This window comes from Methylocystis sp., assembly GCF_021731785.1.
GTDB lineage: Bacteria > Pseudomonadota > Alphaproteobacteria > Rhizobiales > Beijerinckiaceae > Methylocystis.
Genome location: NZ_JAKFWS010000136.1, coordinates 1 through 14,663 on the forward strand (window position 1 = coordinate 1; position 14,663 = coordinate 14,663).

The following is a 14,663-nucleotide window of genomic DNA, read 5'->3' on the forward strand; positions in this document are numbered from 1 at the left end:
AATGCGATGACCCAGCTCGGCCAAAGCCGCCAGTGTGTTCTGGGACGTCGTCGACTTGCCGATGCCCCCTTTGCCGTAAAATGCGATTTGCCGTAGTGACGACATGTCTGTCTCCTGTTGAGCCCTTCGACTGCCACCCAGAGATATGCTGGGCAGTTCCTCTGCATCAGAAACTGGTCGCGGGTTACGGGAAGGAACACATCGCTCGGCGTAACGTAGGCGTGCGCTCAGCCCTCACTCGCGTCAGACTGGTAGCAACCGCCATGCCAATACGGTCAAGCCGAGTAGACGATTGTTTTATTTGGCTTTTATCAAGCGATAAGCGCAATGCCGCATCGGTCTTGTATGTGAGGGAAGCCGACAGTCTTGACATTTGTTGCGAAGAATACATCGCACGCCGTTCTTTGCTCCGCGACAGATCAAGCTCGGGGACAATTGGAACAGAGCTTGCTTGATATCTTCTGCGTGGCGTGAGCGGCGTATCATCAAAAGGAGCAGGCATGCAGATTGGCGTCGAGACCGCAAAGGCGGTTGATCAACGGCGAGTGTTCGTCCTCGACGAAGACGAGGTGGTGCGCGCCGCGCTTCAATTCATGCTGCACGATGAGATCGAAACCCACGAAATCGCCAGCCTCGAAGAGGCCTACGATAAAGGCGTCGGCTGGCTGAAGCCGGACGTCGTTCTGCTCGGAGCTTCCTTTCTGAAGAACAAGGGCCTCCCGATCCTCGCCGAATTGGCGGAGCGTTTCGGCGGCGTGCGCATATTGATCGTCTGCGACAAAGCCGACGAGCCCCTGGCGGTCGGCGCCATGAAGCATGGCGCACATGGCACCTTAGTGAAACCGCTGAAGATCGAAAATGTGCGGCAAAAGGTTGACACGGTCCTGGGGCGCGGCGGCGCCAAGCCGCTCGTGCAACTGGGATTGCTTTAAGTCGATACGTCCGACGTCTCGGTCGGCGCTGCGATGGAGTGAAGGCGTGACCTCGCAGTTGGCGCAATGGTTGACGATGCAAGGCTTTCCGACGAAGGCCGCAAACGCCGTCGGCGCCGATGGGCTCACGCCGCTTCTGCGAGCTGCGGCCGAGGCCAACGTCGAAATTCTGCGCCAGATCGTCGCCGAGGGCGGCGATATCGACGCCACGACACGCGACGGCAACAACGCCGTTTGGTTGGCGTGCAAGCAGGACGGCGTCGAGGCGATCAAACTGCTCTCCGCCGCCGGGGCCAATGTTCACCATCGCAATCCCGACGGCTCGACGGCGCTGATCTACGCCGCTTCGGCCGGAAAGACTGAGGTTGTGGCGCTCTTGCTGGCGCTCGGCGCAGATCCCGCGCAGGAGAACATCGACGGATTTTCGGCGCTCGATCTCGCGGCAAACATCGAATGCCTGCAATTGTTGCGCGTCGCGTCTCGCCAGCGCCGCGATCGGCTCAAAGTTGAAGGAATGGTCGAAACATGACGACGATCGACGACATCATCGAAAACTTTTCCCTGCTCGACGATTGGGAGGACCGCTACCGCTATGTCATCGAACTTGGCAAAATGCTCGAGCCGCTTCCCGACGCGTTGAAGACTGATCAGAACAAAGTCTCGGGCTGCGCCAGCCAAGTTTGGCTGGCGACGACAATTTCTGAAGCCGGCGGCGGCGAGCCGACGCTGATGATCCGCGGCGACAGCGACGCGCATATCGTGCGCGGCCTCGTCGCCATCTTGCTGGCGCTCTGCTCGGGCAAGACCGGCGCCGAAATTATGAAGGCTGATCCCGTCACGTTGTTCGAGCGCCTCGGCCTGCGCGAACATCTGACGCCGCAACGCTCCAATGGCTTCAAGTCGATGGTCGGGCGCATCCACGCGGAGGCGCGCGAGTTGCTCGCGGCCCCCAGCGCGGCGTGTTGAACATTTGGGATCGGTCAGCGCGACAAGATCATCACCAAGCGGTCGACGCGCTTGCCGCCCTTGAGATGCGACGCATAAATTTCGTCGACGTCTTCGGGCGCCGTCGGCCGATACCAGACGCCCTCGGGATAGACCACCATCAATGGGCCCGCCGAGCAAAAGCCCATGCATCCCGAGGCGGTGAAGCCGATCTCGCCGCCGCCGTCAGCTTCGACCAGCTTGCCCAGCCGATCCCAAAGCGGCTGCGCGCCCGCGGCGCCGCAACTGCCGCGTGGATGGTTCGGCGGCCGCTGCGTGAAACAAGCAAAGACATGCCGCTTATAGAGTTGAGGCAGCTCGAATTCTTCTTCAGGCGTCTCCGACATACTACACCGAGCCTTTGTGAGGATTGTTACGCGGCGCTCTGCGAGAAACGCGCTTCGTAGCGAAAGCGCTCATCCATGACGCCGCGGACAATGGAAATGCTGCAAATTTCGGTCCAGCCTCAGCGAAGCTGACTGGCGCCTTACTTGCTGGATGACTGCGGCAGTCGAGAGGGGGCCCACCCATGCAGGATGCGCATTTGGAACCGCAAATCGACATGACACAACTTTCCGAACCGAACAGCCGCGTCAGCTGCGCCGATTCCTCGCCGGAGGCGAAGGCGCTCTATGAAGAAGTGGTCGCGGCGCTAAAGACCGTGTTCGACCCGGAAATTCCTGTGAACATATACGATCTCGGACTGATCTATCGCATCGACGTGATTGATCGACGCGACATCGACATCGACATGACTCTGACGGCCCCAGGCTGCCCTGTCGCCGGCGAAATGGTCGGAATGACCAAGAGGGCCGTCGATGCAGTCGACGGCGTCGCGAGCGTAAAAATCAATCTGGTGTTCGATCCGCCGTGGCACCAAAGCATGATGAGCGACGAAGCCAAGCTGGAACTGGGGTTCTTCGACTCTTGAGCCGAGGGCGTCCCTCGGCCGGCCGCCAGCTTCGAATGATGCGTTTCGTGAACACAGGCACGATATTCGCAACGGCGCGTGCAGGCGTGACATGACTCCGCCATCTCTCTTCGAGAGCTTCCGCCACCTGCTTGGACATCGAGGCCGTCATGATCGAACTTACATCCGGAGAAGGACACAGTTTTTCCGCCTATCGCGTCGAACCCGCTGATGCTCCGAAGGGCGCTGTCGTCGTTCTGCCTGACGTCTACGGCGTCACGCCACATCTGCAAAAGGAAGTCGACGGCTTCGCGGCTCAAGGCTATGTCGCGATCGCGCCAGCGATCGCTGCGCAGGAAGGCGAGAACGACGGCCCTTCCGTTACGACGGCCTTGCAAGAGATTCAGGCCGCCGTCGATGCCGTGAAGAGCGCCGGCAAGGTGGCGATCGTTGGCTATGACTGGGGCGGCTATCTCGCCTATGTCTCGGCCAATAGTCTCACCGACGTGGCCTGCGCGATCAGCTATTATCCCGCCGGAATTTCAGATGAACGTTGGGTGAAGCGGAAAATCCCGACTCTGCTGCACCTGCCCGAGAACGATCCGTCATTGCCGATGGAAGAGATCGTCCAATTTCGCGCGCAGCGGCCCGACGTAAGCGCTTTCTCCTATCCGGAAGCCCGCAACGGCTTCAATTTCGATGTCGCCGAGAGTTTCAACGAAGCCGCCGCGCAATCGGCGCGCGAGCGCACTTTGTTTTGGATATCGCAATATGTCGAAGGCCAGAAACCGATCGCGCTGAAAAACTCCGGCTCCTACGCGCAAGCCAAAGTTGAAAAGAAGAAGAAGAAGAGCAGCGACGACATGGGCCCGCCCGACGCGTGATCAGACGCTTCGCCGCGATGCAATTTGGCGCTCGCGCCGCCGCCATGCCCAACTTGGGTGGCGGCCTGGCGCGGCGGACAAAGCGGAGTCGAGCTTATCGAAATCGTCAAACGCCCTCTCGCTTCCACTCCGCCGCAGCGAGGGAGGAAACGAGAAGAGCGAAATATCGTCAGCGGAGCGCGATGCGTCAATCGCGTCGCGCTAGCGAGCGCAGGTAGCCCTGCATGTCGTCGCCAAGCTCCATGTCGACGGCCGGCGCGATCTTGAGCAGGAGGTTGGCGATGAACGGCTCGTCGTTACGCGGCTCGTTCAGCACCTCGCGCAGCACCGGCACATTGTCCTCGATGTGATGCAAGAAGGCGACGCCTTTCTCCAACACTTCCGTCCAACGCTCGCGATGCCATTTCGCCAGCGGAAACATGATCTCGCGCACGAAATTCGACTTGCGCGCCTTTTCGAAGAACCGCAGCCCCGCATTCCAATTTTCCTTGGCGCGCAACGGCGGCGGCGGCCAATCAGCGAGAAGCATCTTCTTGCCGGCCTGCCCAACGAAATCGTCAAGCGTCACCGGGGCGTCGATTTGTCCGCGAAAATTCCATAATGCGCTGAAACCTGGAAACTCCTTGCCGAGACTTTCGCTCAAGGCGCTCTCGACCTTGTCGACTGCGGCTTTGTCGCCCTTCAATGCGGCAGTCATGCAGAAGGCGAAGATGGCGTCATTGCCGACGCTGATCACTGCGTCGCTCTTCAGCTGTTTTTCGTCCAATTTCGGCGTCACGCCATCTGCAGGAACCGTCGCCTCGCCCGCGCGCTGCGCCGTGATGAACGCAGTGATCTCCAGCCAGGGCATGAAATTGGCGACGAACGCATCGGGATCGACATAGACGATCGCCAGATTCATGGGCTTTTTGCGCGCCTGTAATTCCGTCATGTCAGTCATTCGAACGTCCTCATCTGCATCGCGACGTGCGTCTCCGTCCTGTCCTGCCTCAGTCAGAAGTGATCATGACCTCTGGAGCGTCGTCCGGCTCCTAGAGACCCAGCCCATCTTCCTCGGCGAGTTCCACGCCAGTGACGCAGACGTCGCCGTCATCGACGACGATTTCAATAGATTTCAGCTTTTTGCCTTGGCAAGGACCGATGAAGCAGTGTCCCGTGTCGAGATCGAACTGGGCCTGATGATGGCCGCAGGTCAGGAAATTCCCCTCTTCGTCGAGAAAATGCCCTGTCTCGGCATCGAGACGCTCGCCCTTGTGCGGACACGCGTTTTCGAAGCCGCAGAAATTATTGCCCTTGCGCGTGATCAAGATCGGCCAGGGCTTTGGCTCGCCGGTTTCATCGATGCGCATCAGCAGGAAGCCGGAGGCGTCGCCGTCCTCGATCTTGCCGGTCTGGCAGATTGCAAAGAGTTCGTTCATCGACCGCCCTCCTCGTCTGGCGCGCACATTGCAAACCCATGTTGCCTAACGACGCAGCGTCCTACCCGTGCAATTGACGAGCCATGCTTGCGCGCTTGGATGGGTATTGAAGCTTGTCCGAAATTCGATTCAGAGATCCGGCTAGGAAAGGAGCAACGATCATGAGCGTCATCGAACATGATTTCGGTTTGGCAGATCGCCTGACGGAGCGGCGCTTCGGCAAATTGCTGGAGCTCGACGCGCCGCATGAATCGAATATCCGCGCCAATCCGCTGCCCTATCTCGAACGCGCCAGCGAGCGCATCTTTCGTCTGCAAGCCGCCATGTTTGAGGCGATCCAGGCCGCCAAGGAACCCGCGCTCGCAAGGGCCCCTGACGTGCGTCGGGTCCTCGTCGACAAGGCGGAGTATGAGCGTCTCAAGACCTGTCTCGCCTTGCTGAAAAAGGCCTACGCCGAATATGGCGCGCAGGACGGTTGAGCCTCGAACCTTGTCCGCGCAGCCATGTTGTCGGCGAACCGTTGAAAACTCTCGTCAGGCCGCTTTGGCTTCCGCAGCAGGAGGCTCCCATTTATAGAGCTCGGCGCCTTCTTCCGCCTTCGCCAAGGAGAAGCCGCAGGCTTTGAGGTCCGCCGCGAGCCCTTGCGCCTCGCCGGCTTTCACTTCGGCGTAAACCGGCGCATTGCGCTTCAAGATCGCTTCGATGAGCATTTTGAGCACGCCGTGCTGGCGATGGCTTTCTGACACGGCCGCCACCGAAACGTTGATTGTTTCAACATTGCGCAGACCCCAATCAAGTTCGTCGCGGCGCGCCAGCAAGGCCCCAACCAGATTGCGCTTTGCATCGAAAGCGACCGGCGAGAATTCCGCCGTGCAGCACTTCATGATTTCCGTCAGCGCGCGCTCCTGATCGCTTTCACTTTCAATCGAACAAGGGATGCTGGCGGCCGTCTGCCGCATCAAGGTCCAAAGATCTCTCATGTCGTCAAGCGACGCATTTCTGTGCGCGAGGTCAGCCAACTGCGTCTCCTTCGATTGCGCGCTTTCGATGCTCGGCGCGCGAACGCTCCCGAGGCAAGCAAGTCTCGTTCCCAGCCGCCGGCGCGAAATCCTTGGCAAGAAACTTGCTCGCCTCGTCTCCAACGATTCAACCCAAAAGCGTGAGGGAAGATGGCTGTCGAAGGCTATTTCATCGACTGGGACGGCAACGCGCGCAGCACAAGCGATCCGGGCGGCGGCTATCTGTGCGAAGCCGATACAGTGGCGCGCTATGTGGCGATCATGACCAAGAGCGGCGCGCTCATGCATGAAGGCACCTATTACAAGACCCTCGCCGATATCGAAAAGGCGGGCATCAAGGCGTCGCTGGTCCCCGGTTCGCATCCCTGGGGAAGCAAGGCGGAAGATTTTTGATCCATCACTACGGGAGCTGCACTCATGCTGCCGACAACCATTCTGATCGACGAAGACCCGCGCTGCGTTGTTCGCCCTATCGACACCAAGGATCTCAATCGATTCTTGCGCAACGGCAAGGCGTTTCTTCTCGCCGAGAGGCCGGCCGGGAAAGTGAGCCATCGCGCCGCGACGGAAGCGGAGCAACTCCGTTGGCGTGAGGCCTTTGCGCTGCACAAGGCATGGGGCGGCGAGGATGAGGCGTTCTTTGGAGTGCCGCTGCAAGGCGAAACTTCGGCGCGCCAGGATTGAATTTTTTCGTCGATAGTCGACTGGATTTGGCAGTTCATTCGTCGAGGCTGGGCGCGAGGATGACTTCCGCCGGCGCGCCCGGCCCCTGCCCCTCGATGAAATCCAATCCGCTCACGCGAGAAAGCCCACCGTCGCTGTCGATCAACACTACGGCCTCCCGCGGCAATTCCGACAATTTCACGATCAATTCCGCCACGGTCATCGCGCGCCTCTCATAATTGCCTTCCGCTTTGGCGTTCAGCCTGGATGGATCATGATCTCCATCGTCTCGTCCAGTTCGTCGTCATCGGAAATCTCTTCCTCGGCGAGCTTGACGCCACACAGGCACACGTCGCCATCCATGACGACGAGCGCGACGGGTTCGATGACTTTATCCACGCACGGCCCTTTGACGCACACGCCCGTCTCCACGTCGAATTCGGATTTATGCCTGCCGCACCGGAGTCGTCGACCGTCCTCGCTGAAGAATTTGCCGTCGCCGATGTTCAGCCATGCGCCTTTGTGCGGGCAGACATTGACATAGCCGACGCATTGATCCTTTTCGGTCCGCACGATGAAAATCGAAAAGGGCCGCGTCGCCCCGTCGTCCATGACACGCGACAGGCTAAACGCCATAGCTTGGCCGCGCTCAAGACTCTCGAACGCGCATATGACGTAGATGTCCAGATCGGCCTGCATGCCGGAACTCCGTCAGGCGTCTATCCGTTTCGCCGCACGCACCTCGCGCCGCCTCCGACAATGTCGAAAAGATGACAGATATTCCTCGCGCGGCGTCCAACCGGTCGAACAAGCATTATTCTTGCCGTATCGCCTCCCCAAGCGCGATTCTTGCTTCGTCATCGGTGTCGATGGCTCTCAGCGGAGGCGAAACGTGGTCATGCTCCAGGTTGACGAACGCAATCAAGACGATCTCTCGCGCCTCGCCGGCTGCTATCTCTATACCGGGACGCACATCAGCGTCGAAGACGGCATCGTGCATCGCGAAGACGGCCCGGCGGTGATTTTTCCGGATGGCGTGATGCGTTGGTATTTGCGCGGCAAGGAAGTCACCCGCGCCGTTAATTCGCTCTTCTACGACAACAAATGGCCGCTCGCGAAGGGCCTCGACACAGCCGAAAAGCGCGCTCGCTTCGCCGAGAGCTTCCTGAATTGAAATTAAGCGTCCCTTCCGCAAGAAACTCTGCGGAAGGTGTCATTTCAAGCGACGCACCGGGCTGATCAGGCCGCCGCATTCTTTGCGGCGATCCCGGCCCGCAGTTCCTCGAGCTTGTCGCGAGGGATGCGGAACACGCCACGGCCGCCCGAGAGCGCCTGATAAGCGTCGGGAGCGTTCAGACTGATCCAGTCGAACCAGGCTTGCGCCGAGTTCGGCGCCGGCCGTTCGCTGACTTCCACAACGCCGCCGTCGGGCGCAAAGCGGACATGAAGCATGACGATATCGGAAGACATCTGTCCCTCCTAGCTTAAAGGCCCGACGCGAAACCGAGCAATTCGACTTTGATGTTCTCGGTGCCGAGAATCTTCGCTTGGCAAGCCAAGCGCGACTTCGAACCGATGCCGACGATGGTGTCGAGCCTTTCGTTCTCTTCGCGCGCAATCTTCGAAATGCCCTTGCGGCCTTCATGCACGTAGATGTGACAGGAGCCGCACTCTGCCTTGCCATCGCATTTGTGATTGATCTCCTCGCCGCTCGACATGATGATCTGCAGCAAGGTTGCGCCCTCGGCGGCATCCACCGTCTTTCCTGAGGGCATGATGGTCACGGTCGGCATTTCCACACTCCTGGTTGGGATTTAGAGGGTTAGTAAATGGCGGCGCCGGCGCCGACATTGATCGACGCCTCCTTCATCGTCTGCACGATGAAGGCGATTTGGCGCTCTTGCAGATGAACGTGGAATGGCATCGCGACGGCGCGGTCCGCAATTTTTTCGGCGACGAGAAAACTGCCGCGACGATAGCCGTAGTCGAAGTAGCGCCGCTGGGTATGCAATGGATTGCTGTAAGCGGCAGCCTCCACCTTCTCGACGAGCAAATCCTCGACGATCGAGTCGCGGCTGGATTTGCTGAAGCGGGTGCCGAGATGCACGACATAGAGGAACCAGTGGACCTCATCGACCTCCGGACCGATGAACGGGTCCTTGATGCCTTCAAAGGATTTGACGTGCTTAAAGTAGTAATGTTCGATGAGCTTGCGCTTCTCCAGAATCTCTTCGAGACGGCTCAGCTGGTTCATGCCCAGCGCGGCAGTCATGTCGCTCATCGCCGCCTGATAGGGCGCGCTGGAGCCCACCACGACCGACGCTCTCTCACTCGACTTATGCGCGCGGAAGCGACGCATCGCCACGGCGACGTCGATGTCGTCGGTGACGACCATGCCGCCTTCGCCGCAGACCAGCGGGCCGGGCTGGGAAAAATCGAATACCGACGCGTCTCCGAACGTGCCGACCAGCGCTCCTTTATATTTTGAGCCGATCGCTTCGGTGGAGTCTTCGAGCAGGATGAGCCGATGCCTATTGGCGATTTCGCGCAACTCAGCCCATTGCGCCGGATGGCCATTGGTATTGCCGCCCACGATCGCGCGCGTCTTGTCGGTGATCAACGCCTCGATCTTGCCAGTCGCGATCACGCCAGACCAATAGTCAATGTCGGCAAAGACCGGCTTGGCGCCGGCAAGCGCGATCGCATGCACGGTTTCGCGGAAGGAATGCGGCGAGGCGATCACTTCGTCGCCCGGGCCGATCTCATACGCCGCCAACGTTAGCAGCAGTCCCATCGTGCCGCTCGACACCGCCACGGCGTATTTGCGCCCGAGATAGGCGGCGAAAGCGGCTTCGAACGCCTCCGTCACCGGGCCGCTCGACAGGCGACTGGAACGCAGCACCGCCTCCAATGCGGCAATGTCGTCGAGCGTGATGTCGGGGTCGGAGAGCGGAATGAAATCGCCGCCGGAGGCTCCTGGCGCCTGCACGTCCTCTTCAGACTTTTCGTTCACGTCGACCGGCGCATTCATCACGAAGCTCCCCGAAAGGCGACAATGACGCCGGTGGCGCGCGCTGGATCGTCAGTGACGGTTACGCAATGATCTGCGCCATCCAGCAGATGCACGTCGCAATGGGTGAAGCTGCGAAACGGCGGTTCGATCACGTCCGACGCGTCGCAACGCGTCCAGGAGAGATGGGAAAACTTGGCGCGCAGCTCCGACAGGGCTGGCGCGCCGCTGGCGCTCAGCAGTTTCTCCATCTCCATCAGTTCCGCATCGCTGATCGCCATGATCTGTCCCCGTTCAAGATCGAACTCACTGCCAGAAGCGCCGCTCGGCGTCTTCGCTGAGATGAGCGAGCAACTCCGCCAGACGCGGAAATTCGCTGTCGAGCTCCCATACGCCGACTGCATGGTCCTTGCGAAGAAGGCGCCAATTGCCTTTGCGCTCATCGAAGATCAGCAACGCGATGTCGATGACGCCGCCGTCGGGATCGACGTTGCGCGAACAGCAGGGGCTCTGAATCCGATAGCCATTCGCGGTCTTGAGCAAAAGCGGCGTGACGTAGCGGTAGCGGCGCCGCTGCTCCAGCGCGCGCTGGATGCGCCTGTAGTCAAATTCGTTCGGCTGAGACGATGCGACGCCGCCGCTAATCTTCGTGACTGTCGGTCGCATGCGCCATCGCTCCGCTTACAGGGGCGCGATCTCTTCCTCAAGACAGCCGACGACGCGGCCGTCGCCGAATTCCACGAGGTAGATCGGCGTATTCGAATCGGTATGGGTTCCGACCTGCACGATTTCGCCCAGACCGCCATTGGCGACCAGCAACGCTTCCGGCTGCATGTCGGGATAGCTTCCGTCATTGAGCAGATCGATCAGCGTCTTCACGCGCTGACCCCATTGATATTTCGGCAGTCGCGGTTCGAACACGTCCACACTCCTCAGGGCAGCGGCAAATCGACGTCATCCGCCGGATTAGCGGACTCGAGTTCCTTGCGCTTCATGCCGACCCGATTGCCGCTTTCGGTGAACTCGATGCCGTAGATATAAAATTGTTGGAGAAAAGTGCCGATGCTCACGACGTAGCCTTCCTCGCCCTTCTTCGCCAGAATCTCGCCGATCTCCTTGCCGGCGTAGGTGCCGTCATTGCGAATCGTGCGCTTCGCCTTCACCTTCTCGCCGAAAGAGAAGGTGGGCGGCGCCGTTAACTCACAGACTTCGCTGTCGCGAACGATGTTGCTCATCGCTGTGTTCTTCCGTGGTTTTCGGCCCGCGGACGCTCGTCGCGCCGCGCGAACCGCAGAACAACGCCTCCACCGCCGACTTTCCATTGGCGACGTTGGACGCTGGCGGCCGGAAGCCGAAAGCAGTACTGTCGTTCAATAGGCAACACGCGTGCCACACTCTGTTGTCGGGAAGGCGAAGGAAGCTTTCGCGCCCGCGTCAATTTGCCGACAAGCGGCAAAGACGGTCAGAATTTCATGTTACGAATGCAACATTTGCGCGGGCGCGGGCGCGGGCGCGGGCGCGGCTGCGCCTTTGCGCTGGCGCTGCGACAGCGCCGCGTCTGCATTCTTCATCCGGACGAAGGAGCATAAGCCCGCTTCACGCCGCCCCGGCGGTCAGAATTTCGCACGCGCGCTCAATCGGCAGCGCAATCGGAATGATTCCTTGAATGGTGAGGAACTTCAGCTCGTTTTTCGTCAACACGGTTGGATCGACGATCGCGTGATGCGTGGTCGTCGAACGCTTCATGATCTGCCGGGCGTAAGTGCGCAACAGCTGATCGTGGAAGCGACAGCCGACAAACAGAAAGCTGCGTTCTGAGCGGCGATTCTTTACCGCCTCGGGCAAGGGCGTCTGAATGTCGATTTCGGTCAGCACCTCGACGTAATCCGCGTCGGAAATCAAAAAATTCTTTGCCGGCGCGATACTGCCATGCGGCTTGTAGAGGATGGTCTTCCAGGTCTCGGCTTTTTCCTTGGTGGTTTCCGTTCCGTCGGCGTCGTAGAACCGGTACCAGCGATCCTCGCCAATGCCGGCGCGGGTGATGCCCTGGATCTCGCCCCAGTCGCCGCGGCCTTCGAGCGCCGAACGCATTGTCGCGTCATACCAGCTGTCAACGATCATCGGCAGCTGTAGCGACGCAAAGTAGACGTGCAACGGCGTCGGCGCGATGCTCCCCTCGAACGCTTGGGACATCAACGCCGAGACGGTCGAGCGATGCTTCATGTTCTCAATGTGCTGCGCGCTTGCCCAGGCGTTGCCCTTGGCGCGTTTCGGCAGCGCAACCTTGGTCCCGAAAAACGCGGCGAGCGCCTCGGGCGTCATCGGCGCTTCGGGTTGCGAGAGCTGCGTCAACCCGGGCCCAATGTAGGGAATTACGGTCCCCGTTCTCAGCTCGGCGGCAATTTTGCCCAGCGCCTCCTCGGCTTTCTCGCCTTCGAGGAGCGCATAGCCATCAAAGGGCGCGTTCATCGCGTTCACTCCGCTTCGCCGCGCTTGCGCGCATTGACCGTTATCGGAAGAGAGGTGCCAGCCGCCATTTCGGGCAGATCGAGAACCCAGCCGTTCGCGATCTTGATCCAGCCGCCCCACAAACTTTCATGCTCGGTTTCGACGATCGGTTCTTCGAGGTCCTTTTTGGGGACATAGATCGACAAGCCGGTCTCTGGGGAACGGCGGATCATGATTTTCATTATATCGACTCCTTTGGCGCGGCCGTCGCGCCCACGCTAGTTCGTGAGCAGCTGCGCTTCCGTATGGCGCGACGCCCGCGCGATTTCCCTCAGCTTGGCGACGATGCCCGGCAGCGTCTCCAGCACATCGTCGACCTCCTCGATCGTGTTTTCTCTCGAGAAAGAGAACCGTATCGCGCCATGCAAAGCTTCTTCCGGCACGTTCATCGCGCGTAGCACATGCGAAGGCTCTGTCGATCCCGCCGTGCAGGCTGAGCCGGTCGAGGCGGCAATGCCAGCGCGATCCAAATGGGTCAGCACCGCTTCGCCCTCGATGTCGCAAAAGGCGATGTTGGACGTGTTGACGAGCCGATTGTCGACGTCGCCGGAAACCCGACACTGGCCGATCCGTTGCGTCAGCCCGCGTTCGAGCCTGTCACGCAGGGCCGCGATATGGACGGCGTCGTCCTGCAGGCGCGATCGCGCCAATTCGGCGGCGGCGCCAAGTCCAACAATCCCAGTCGTGTTCTCCGTCCCGCCTCGGCGCGCCCGTTCCTGGTGGCCGCCGCGAATGAACGGGGCGAATTTCGTTCCCTTACGTACGTAGAGCGCGCCGATTCCCTTCGGGCCATGCAGCTTGTGCGCGGAGAGCGACAGGAAATCGATCAGCGTGGCTTTTAGATCGATCGGAACCTTGCCGACCGCCTGCACCGCGTCGGTATGAAACAACGCGCCGGCCTCATGCGCGAGACGCGCGAGTTCTGCGACGGGAAACAGCGTGCCGGTTTCGTTGTTCGCCCACATCGCCGAAACGATCGCGGTCTTGGGCCCCAGCGCCGCGCGAAAAGCGTCGAGATCGATGCGGCCGCGCGCGTCGACGCCAATGAGATGCACGGTGACGTCGCGAGTCTTTTGCAGATGTTCCACGAGCGACAGGATCGCCGGGTGTTCGACGGCGGTGGTCACGATCTCGTCGCGACCCTCCTGCGCCGAGAGCCCGGCCAGGATCGCCGCATTGTCGGATTCTGTACCGCCAGAGGTGAACACGATCTCGTGATCATGCGCCGCGCCGAGCAGCGTCTGTACGCTGCGCCGGGCCTCTCGCACCGCAGCAGAGACCTCGACGCCGAAGCCGTGCGACGAAGAAGCGTTGCCGAATTCCTGGCCGAAAAACGGCAGCATCTTCGCCACGACCTCGGGGTCGGTGCGCGTCGTCGCGTTATTGTCGAGATAGACGCGCCGCATCGACACTCTCGCTCAATGGCGCGCGGCGCCCGGAACCGGCACCAGCCGTACGAATTCGCCGAGCTCTTCGATCAGCTTGGCCTGGATGCCTTCGAGCGTCGCGCTGCTCAACTTGCAGAGCACGCAGGCCCCGGTGAGTCGCACCATGATTTTGTTGCCGCAGATCTCGATGAGTTCACAATCGCCGCCGTCGCGGCGCAGATTGGGGCGAATCTGGTCGATTACGGAGCGAATGACCTGCTCGCGCTCCGGCGATGGAGCCGCTTCGAGCTGGCCGGCTTCTTCGTTCTTCTGGGCGTCGTACGACATCGCTTGGTCCTTCCGCCGCGCCGTCCAGCGGACGCGCTTTCATAAATTGTGAAGTCTGGTCGAAATTATCCGAAAGACTTGCCGCACGAGCAGCTCGATTGAGCGTTCGGATTGTCGAAGGTGAAACCGGAACCTTGCACCGCGACGACGTAGTCGATGGTCGTGCCGGTCAGGAGTTCGTGGCTGGTGTTGTCGATGAACACCTTGACCCCGCTGCGCTCAATCACCGTGTCGTCGGGACTGGCTTCGCGCACGAGCCCCATTTTGTACTGATATCCAGCACAGCCGCCGGCCTCCACCATGATCCTCAGCCCGTCGACGGGATCGGCGGCGCTGGAAATGGCGGTCTGCACTGCGTTCAGGGCGCTGTCTGTCAGGTTGATCATGTCGCTCTTCCAGGGTCGAAATGCGGCTGCATCGCTCGAAGCAATTCATGTGCCGCGACAATTGCGCGTAGAAGAGCATGGGATTCCGGAATATCGGCCTGTTTTGTCTTGTTTCGTACATTGCCTTCCCGGTCGTGTCGCTTCCGTCGCGCCGATTGCTCTGTCGACGCGCCAAAACCGCGGCGAAGTTTTTGCATGAGGCGCGGCGTGACGAAGAATCCCCCGCGCGGATGC

Annotated in this window: 27 protein-coding genes and 1 pseudogene; 9 read left to right on the top strand and 19 right to left on the bottom strand. The window is 60.4% G+C overall.

Translation table 11 applies throughout. The annotated features are described in order from the left end of the window. Window positions 1–105, bottom strand: a pseudogene (nifH, locus tag QZ964_RS18430) (nitrogenase reductase); the annotation flags it as partial. Window positions 106–500: 395 nt separating this feature from the next. Between nifH and QZ964_RS18435 the strand changes: the two are divergent. The 3 genes from QZ964_RS18435 to QZ964_RS18445 are packed head-to-tail and all read left to right on the top strand — an operon-like array spanning window position 501 to window position 1,898. Further along, complete coding sequence (locus QZ964_RS18435) at window positions 501–932, top strand: response regulator (protein WP_292533397.1); 432 nt, start codon at window positions 501–503, stop codon at window positions 930–932. A 46-nt stretch (window positions 933–978) separates the two neighbouring features. Further along, window positions 979–1,461 carry an ankyrin repeat domain-containing protein gene (locus QZ964_RS18440; RefSeq protein ID WP_292533399.1) on the top strand — a complete coding sequence of 161 codons (483 nt, stop codon included), beginning with the start codon at window positions 979–981 and terminating at the stop codon, window positions 1,459–1,461. Then, window positions 1,458–1,898 carry a SufE family protein gene (locus QZ964_RS18445; protein ID WP_292533401.1) on the top strand — a complete coding sequence of 147 codons (441 nt, stop codon included), beginning with the start codon at window positions 1,458–1,460 and terminating at the stop codon, window positions 1,896–1,898. The genes QZ964_RS18440 and QZ964_RS18445 overlap by 4 nt, the downstream gene beginning before the upstream one ends. Before the next feature lie 14 nt (window positions 1,899–1,912). Here QZ964_RS18445 and QZ964_RS18450 read toward each other — a convergent pair whose 3' ends face one another. Next, on the bottom strand, window positions 1,913–2,263 hold the full coding sequence (locus QZ964_RS18450) for a (2Fe-2S) ferredoxin domain-containing protein (protein WP_292533403.1): 351 nt from the start codon (window positions 2,261–2,263) through the stop codon (window positions 1,913–1,915). Between the two features lie 215 nt (window positions 2,264–2,478). Between QZ964_RS18450 and QZ964_RS18455 the strand changes: the two genes are divergently transcribed. Then, the gene (locus tag QZ964_RS18455) at window positions 2,479–2,847 is read left to right on the top strand and encodes an SUF system Fe-S cluster assembly protein (protein WP_292533404.1); all 369 of its coding nucleotides are present in this window, start codon (window positions 2,479–2,481) and stop codon (window positions 2,845–2,847) included. A gap of 149 nt (window positions 2,848–2,996) precedes the next feature. Then, window positions 2,997–3,710 (top strand): dienelactone hydrolase family protein, encoded by a 714-nt coding sequence (locus tag QZ964_RS18460; protein ID WP_292533406.1) that lies wholly within the window; start codon window positions 2,997–2,999, stop codon window positions 3,708–3,710. A gap of 187 nt (window positions 3,711–3,897) precedes the next feature. On the opposite strand, the gene QZ964_RS18465 is transcribed toward QZ964_RS18460, so the two are convergent. Both QZ964_RS18465 and QZ964_RS18470 read right to left on the bottom strand, forming a co-directional pair. Beyond that, window positions 3,898–4,650, bottom strand: coding sequence for a hypothetical protein (locus QZ964_RS18465; protein WP_292533408.1), 753 nt, complete (start codon window positions 4,648–4,650; stop codon window positions 3,898–3,900). A gap of 91 nt (window positions 4,651–4,741) precedes the next feature. After that, window positions 4,742–5,128, bottom strand: coding sequence for a Rieske (2Fe-2S) protein (locus QZ964_RS18470; RefSeq protein ID WP_292533409.1), 387 nt, complete (start codon window positions 5,126–5,128; stop codon window positions 4,742–4,744). Window positions 5,129–5,289: 161 nt separating this feature from the next. Here QZ964_RS18470 and QZ964_RS18475 point away from each other — a divergent pair, with 161 nt between their 5' ends. Beyond that, window positions 5,290–5,607, top strand: coding sequence for a hypothetical protein (locus QZ964_RS18475; protein WP_292533410.1), 318 nt, complete (start codon window positions 5,290–5,292; stop codon window positions 5,605–5,607). 54 nt (window positions 5,608–5,661) lie between these two features. Here the strand turns inward: QZ964_RS18475 and QZ964_RS18480 are convergent, their stop codons facing one another. After that, a complete protein-coding gene (locus QZ964_RS18480) occupies window positions 5,662–6,147 on the bottom strand; it encodes a hypothetical protein (RefSeq protein ID WP_292533412.1) in 486 nt (161 codons plus the stop codon). Between the two features lie 150 nt (window positions 6,148–6,297). Here QZ964_RS18480 and QZ964_RS18485 point away from each other — a divergent pair, with 150 nt between their 5' ends. Both QZ964_RS18485 and QZ964_RS18490 read left to right on the top strand, forming a co-directional pair. Further along, window positions 6,298–6,540, top strand: a complete 243-nt coding sequence (locus QZ964_RS18485; RefSeq protein WP_292533413.1) for a hypothetical protein — start codon at window positions 6,298–6,300, stop codon at window positions 6,538–6,540. A 24-nt stretch (window positions 6,541–6,564) separates the two neighbouring features. Next, a complete protein-coding gene (locus tag QZ964_RS18490; protein WP_292533415.1) occupies window positions 6,565–6,831 on the top strand; it encodes a hypothetical protein in 267 nt (88 codons plus the stop codon). Window positions 6,832–6,865: 34 nt separating this feature from the next. On the opposite strand, the gene QZ964_RS18495 is transcribed toward QZ964_RS18490, so the two are convergent. Both QZ964_RS18495 and QZ964_RS18500 read right to left on the bottom strand, forming a co-directional pair. Then, the gene (locus QZ964_RS18495; protein ID WP_292533416.1) at window positions 6,866–7,033 is read right to left on the bottom strand and encodes a hypothetical protein; all 168 of its coding nucleotides are present in this window, start codon (window positions 7,031–7,033) and stop codon (window positions 6,866–6,868) included. 35 nt (window positions 7,034–7,068) lie between these two features. Continuing rightward, window positions 7,069–7,509, bottom strand: coding sequence for a Rieske (2Fe-2S) protein (locus tag QZ964_RS18500; RefSeq protein ID WP_292533418.1), 441 nt, complete (start codon window positions 7,507–7,509; stop codon window positions 7,069–7,071). A 199-nt stretch (window positions 7,510–7,708) separates the two neighbouring features. Here QZ964_RS18500 and QZ964_RS18505 point away from each other — a divergent pair, with 199 nt between their 5' ends. Continuing rightward, a complete protein-coding gene (locus QZ964_RS18505; RefSeq protein ID WP_292533420.1) occupies window positions 7,709–7,984 on the top strand; it encodes an aldehyde dehydrogenase in 276 nt (91 codons plus the stop codon). A 65-nt stretch (window positions 7,985–8,049) separates the two neighbouring features. Here the strand turns inward: QZ964_RS18505 and QZ964_RS18510 are convergent, their stop codons facing one another. From QZ964_RS18510 to QZ964_RS18565, 12 genes are all read right to left on the bottom strand, one after another. Next, window positions 8,050–8,280 carry a hypothetical protein gene (locus QZ964_RS18510; protein ID WP_292533421.1) on the bottom strand — a complete coding sequence of 77 codons (231 nt, stop codon included), beginning with the start codon at window positions 8,278–8,280 and terminating at the stop codon, window positions 8,050–8,052. A 14-nt stretch (window positions 8,281–8,294) separates the two neighbouring features. After that, a complete protein-coding gene (locus tag QZ964_RS18515; protein ID WP_292533422.1) occupies window positions 8,295–8,603 on the bottom strand; it encodes a 2Fe-2S iron-sulfur cluster-binding protein in 309 nt (102 codons plus the stop codon). A gap of 29 nt (window positions 8,604–8,632) precedes the next feature. Then, a complete protein-coding gene (locus QZ964_RS18520; protein WP_292533424.1) occupies window positions 8,633–9,841 on the bottom strand; it encodes a DegT/DnrJ/EryC1/StrS aminotransferase family protein in 1,209 nt (402 codons plus the stop codon). After that, the gene (locus QZ964_RS18525) at window positions 9,841–10,101 is read right to left on the bottom strand and encodes a hypothetical protein (RefSeq protein WP_292533426.1); all 261 of its coding nucleotides are present in this window, start codon (window positions 10,099–10,101) and stop codon (window positions 9,841–9,843) included. Before QZ964_RS18525 ends, QZ964_RS18520 begins: the two co-directional genes overlap by 1 nt. Before the next feature lie 25 nt (window positions 10,102–10,126). After that, complete coding sequence (locus QZ964_RS18530; RefSeq protein ID WP_292533427.1) at window positions 10,127–10,486, bottom strand: hypothetical protein; 360 nt, start codon at window positions 10,484–10,486, stop codon at window positions 10,127–10,129. Between the two features lie 15 nt (window positions 10,487–10,501). After that, a complete protein-coding gene (locus QZ964_RS18535) occupies window positions 10,502–10,741 on the bottom strand; it encodes a nitrogen fixation protein NifZ (protein WP_292533429.1) in 240 nt (79 codons plus the stop codon). 11 nt (window positions 10,742–10,752) lie between these two features. Further along, window positions 10,753–11,055, bottom strand: coding sequence for a nitrogen fixation protein NifZ (locus QZ964_RS18540; RefSeq protein ID WP_292533430.1), 303 nt, complete (start codon window positions 11,053–11,055; stop codon window positions 10,753–10,755). A 361-nt stretch (window positions 11,056–11,416) separates the two neighbouring features. Next, a complete protein-coding gene (locus QZ964_RS18545; RefSeq protein WP_292533432.1) occupies window positions 11,417–12,289 on the bottom strand; it encodes an SIR2 family protein in 873 nt (290 codons plus the stop codon). Between the two features lie 5 nt (window positions 12,290–12,294). Then, window positions 12,295–12,510: a putative nitrogen fixation protein NifT gene (nifT, locus tag QZ964_RS18550; RefSeq protein WP_292533433.1), complete on the bottom strand. Its 216-nt coding sequence runs from the start codon at window positions 12,508–12,510 to the stop codon at window positions 12,295–12,297. 36 nt (window positions 12,511–12,546) lie between these two features. After that, window positions 12,547–13,734, bottom strand: a complete 1,188-nt coding sequence (gene nifS / locus QZ964_RS18555) for a cysteine desulfurase NifS (RefSeq protein WP_292533435.1) — start codon at window positions 13,732–13,734, stop codon at window positions 12,547–12,549. Window positions 13,735–13,746: 12 nt separating this feature from the next. Beyond that, window positions 13,747–14,043 carry a NifU family protein gene (locus QZ964_RS18560; RefSeq protein WP_292533437.1) on the bottom strand — a complete coding sequence of 99 codons (297 nt, stop codon included), beginning with the start codon at window positions 14,041–14,043 and terminating at the stop codon, window positions 13,747–13,749. A gap of 65 nt (window positions 14,044–14,108) precedes the next feature. Next, window positions 14,109–14,429, bottom strand: coding sequence for an iron-sulfur cluster assembly accessory protein (locus tag QZ964_RS18565; RefSeq protein WP_014892118.1), 321 nt, complete (start codon window positions 14,427–14,429; stop codon window positions 14,109–14,111). Between the last annotated feature and the right edge of the window lie 234 nt (window positions 14,430–14,663).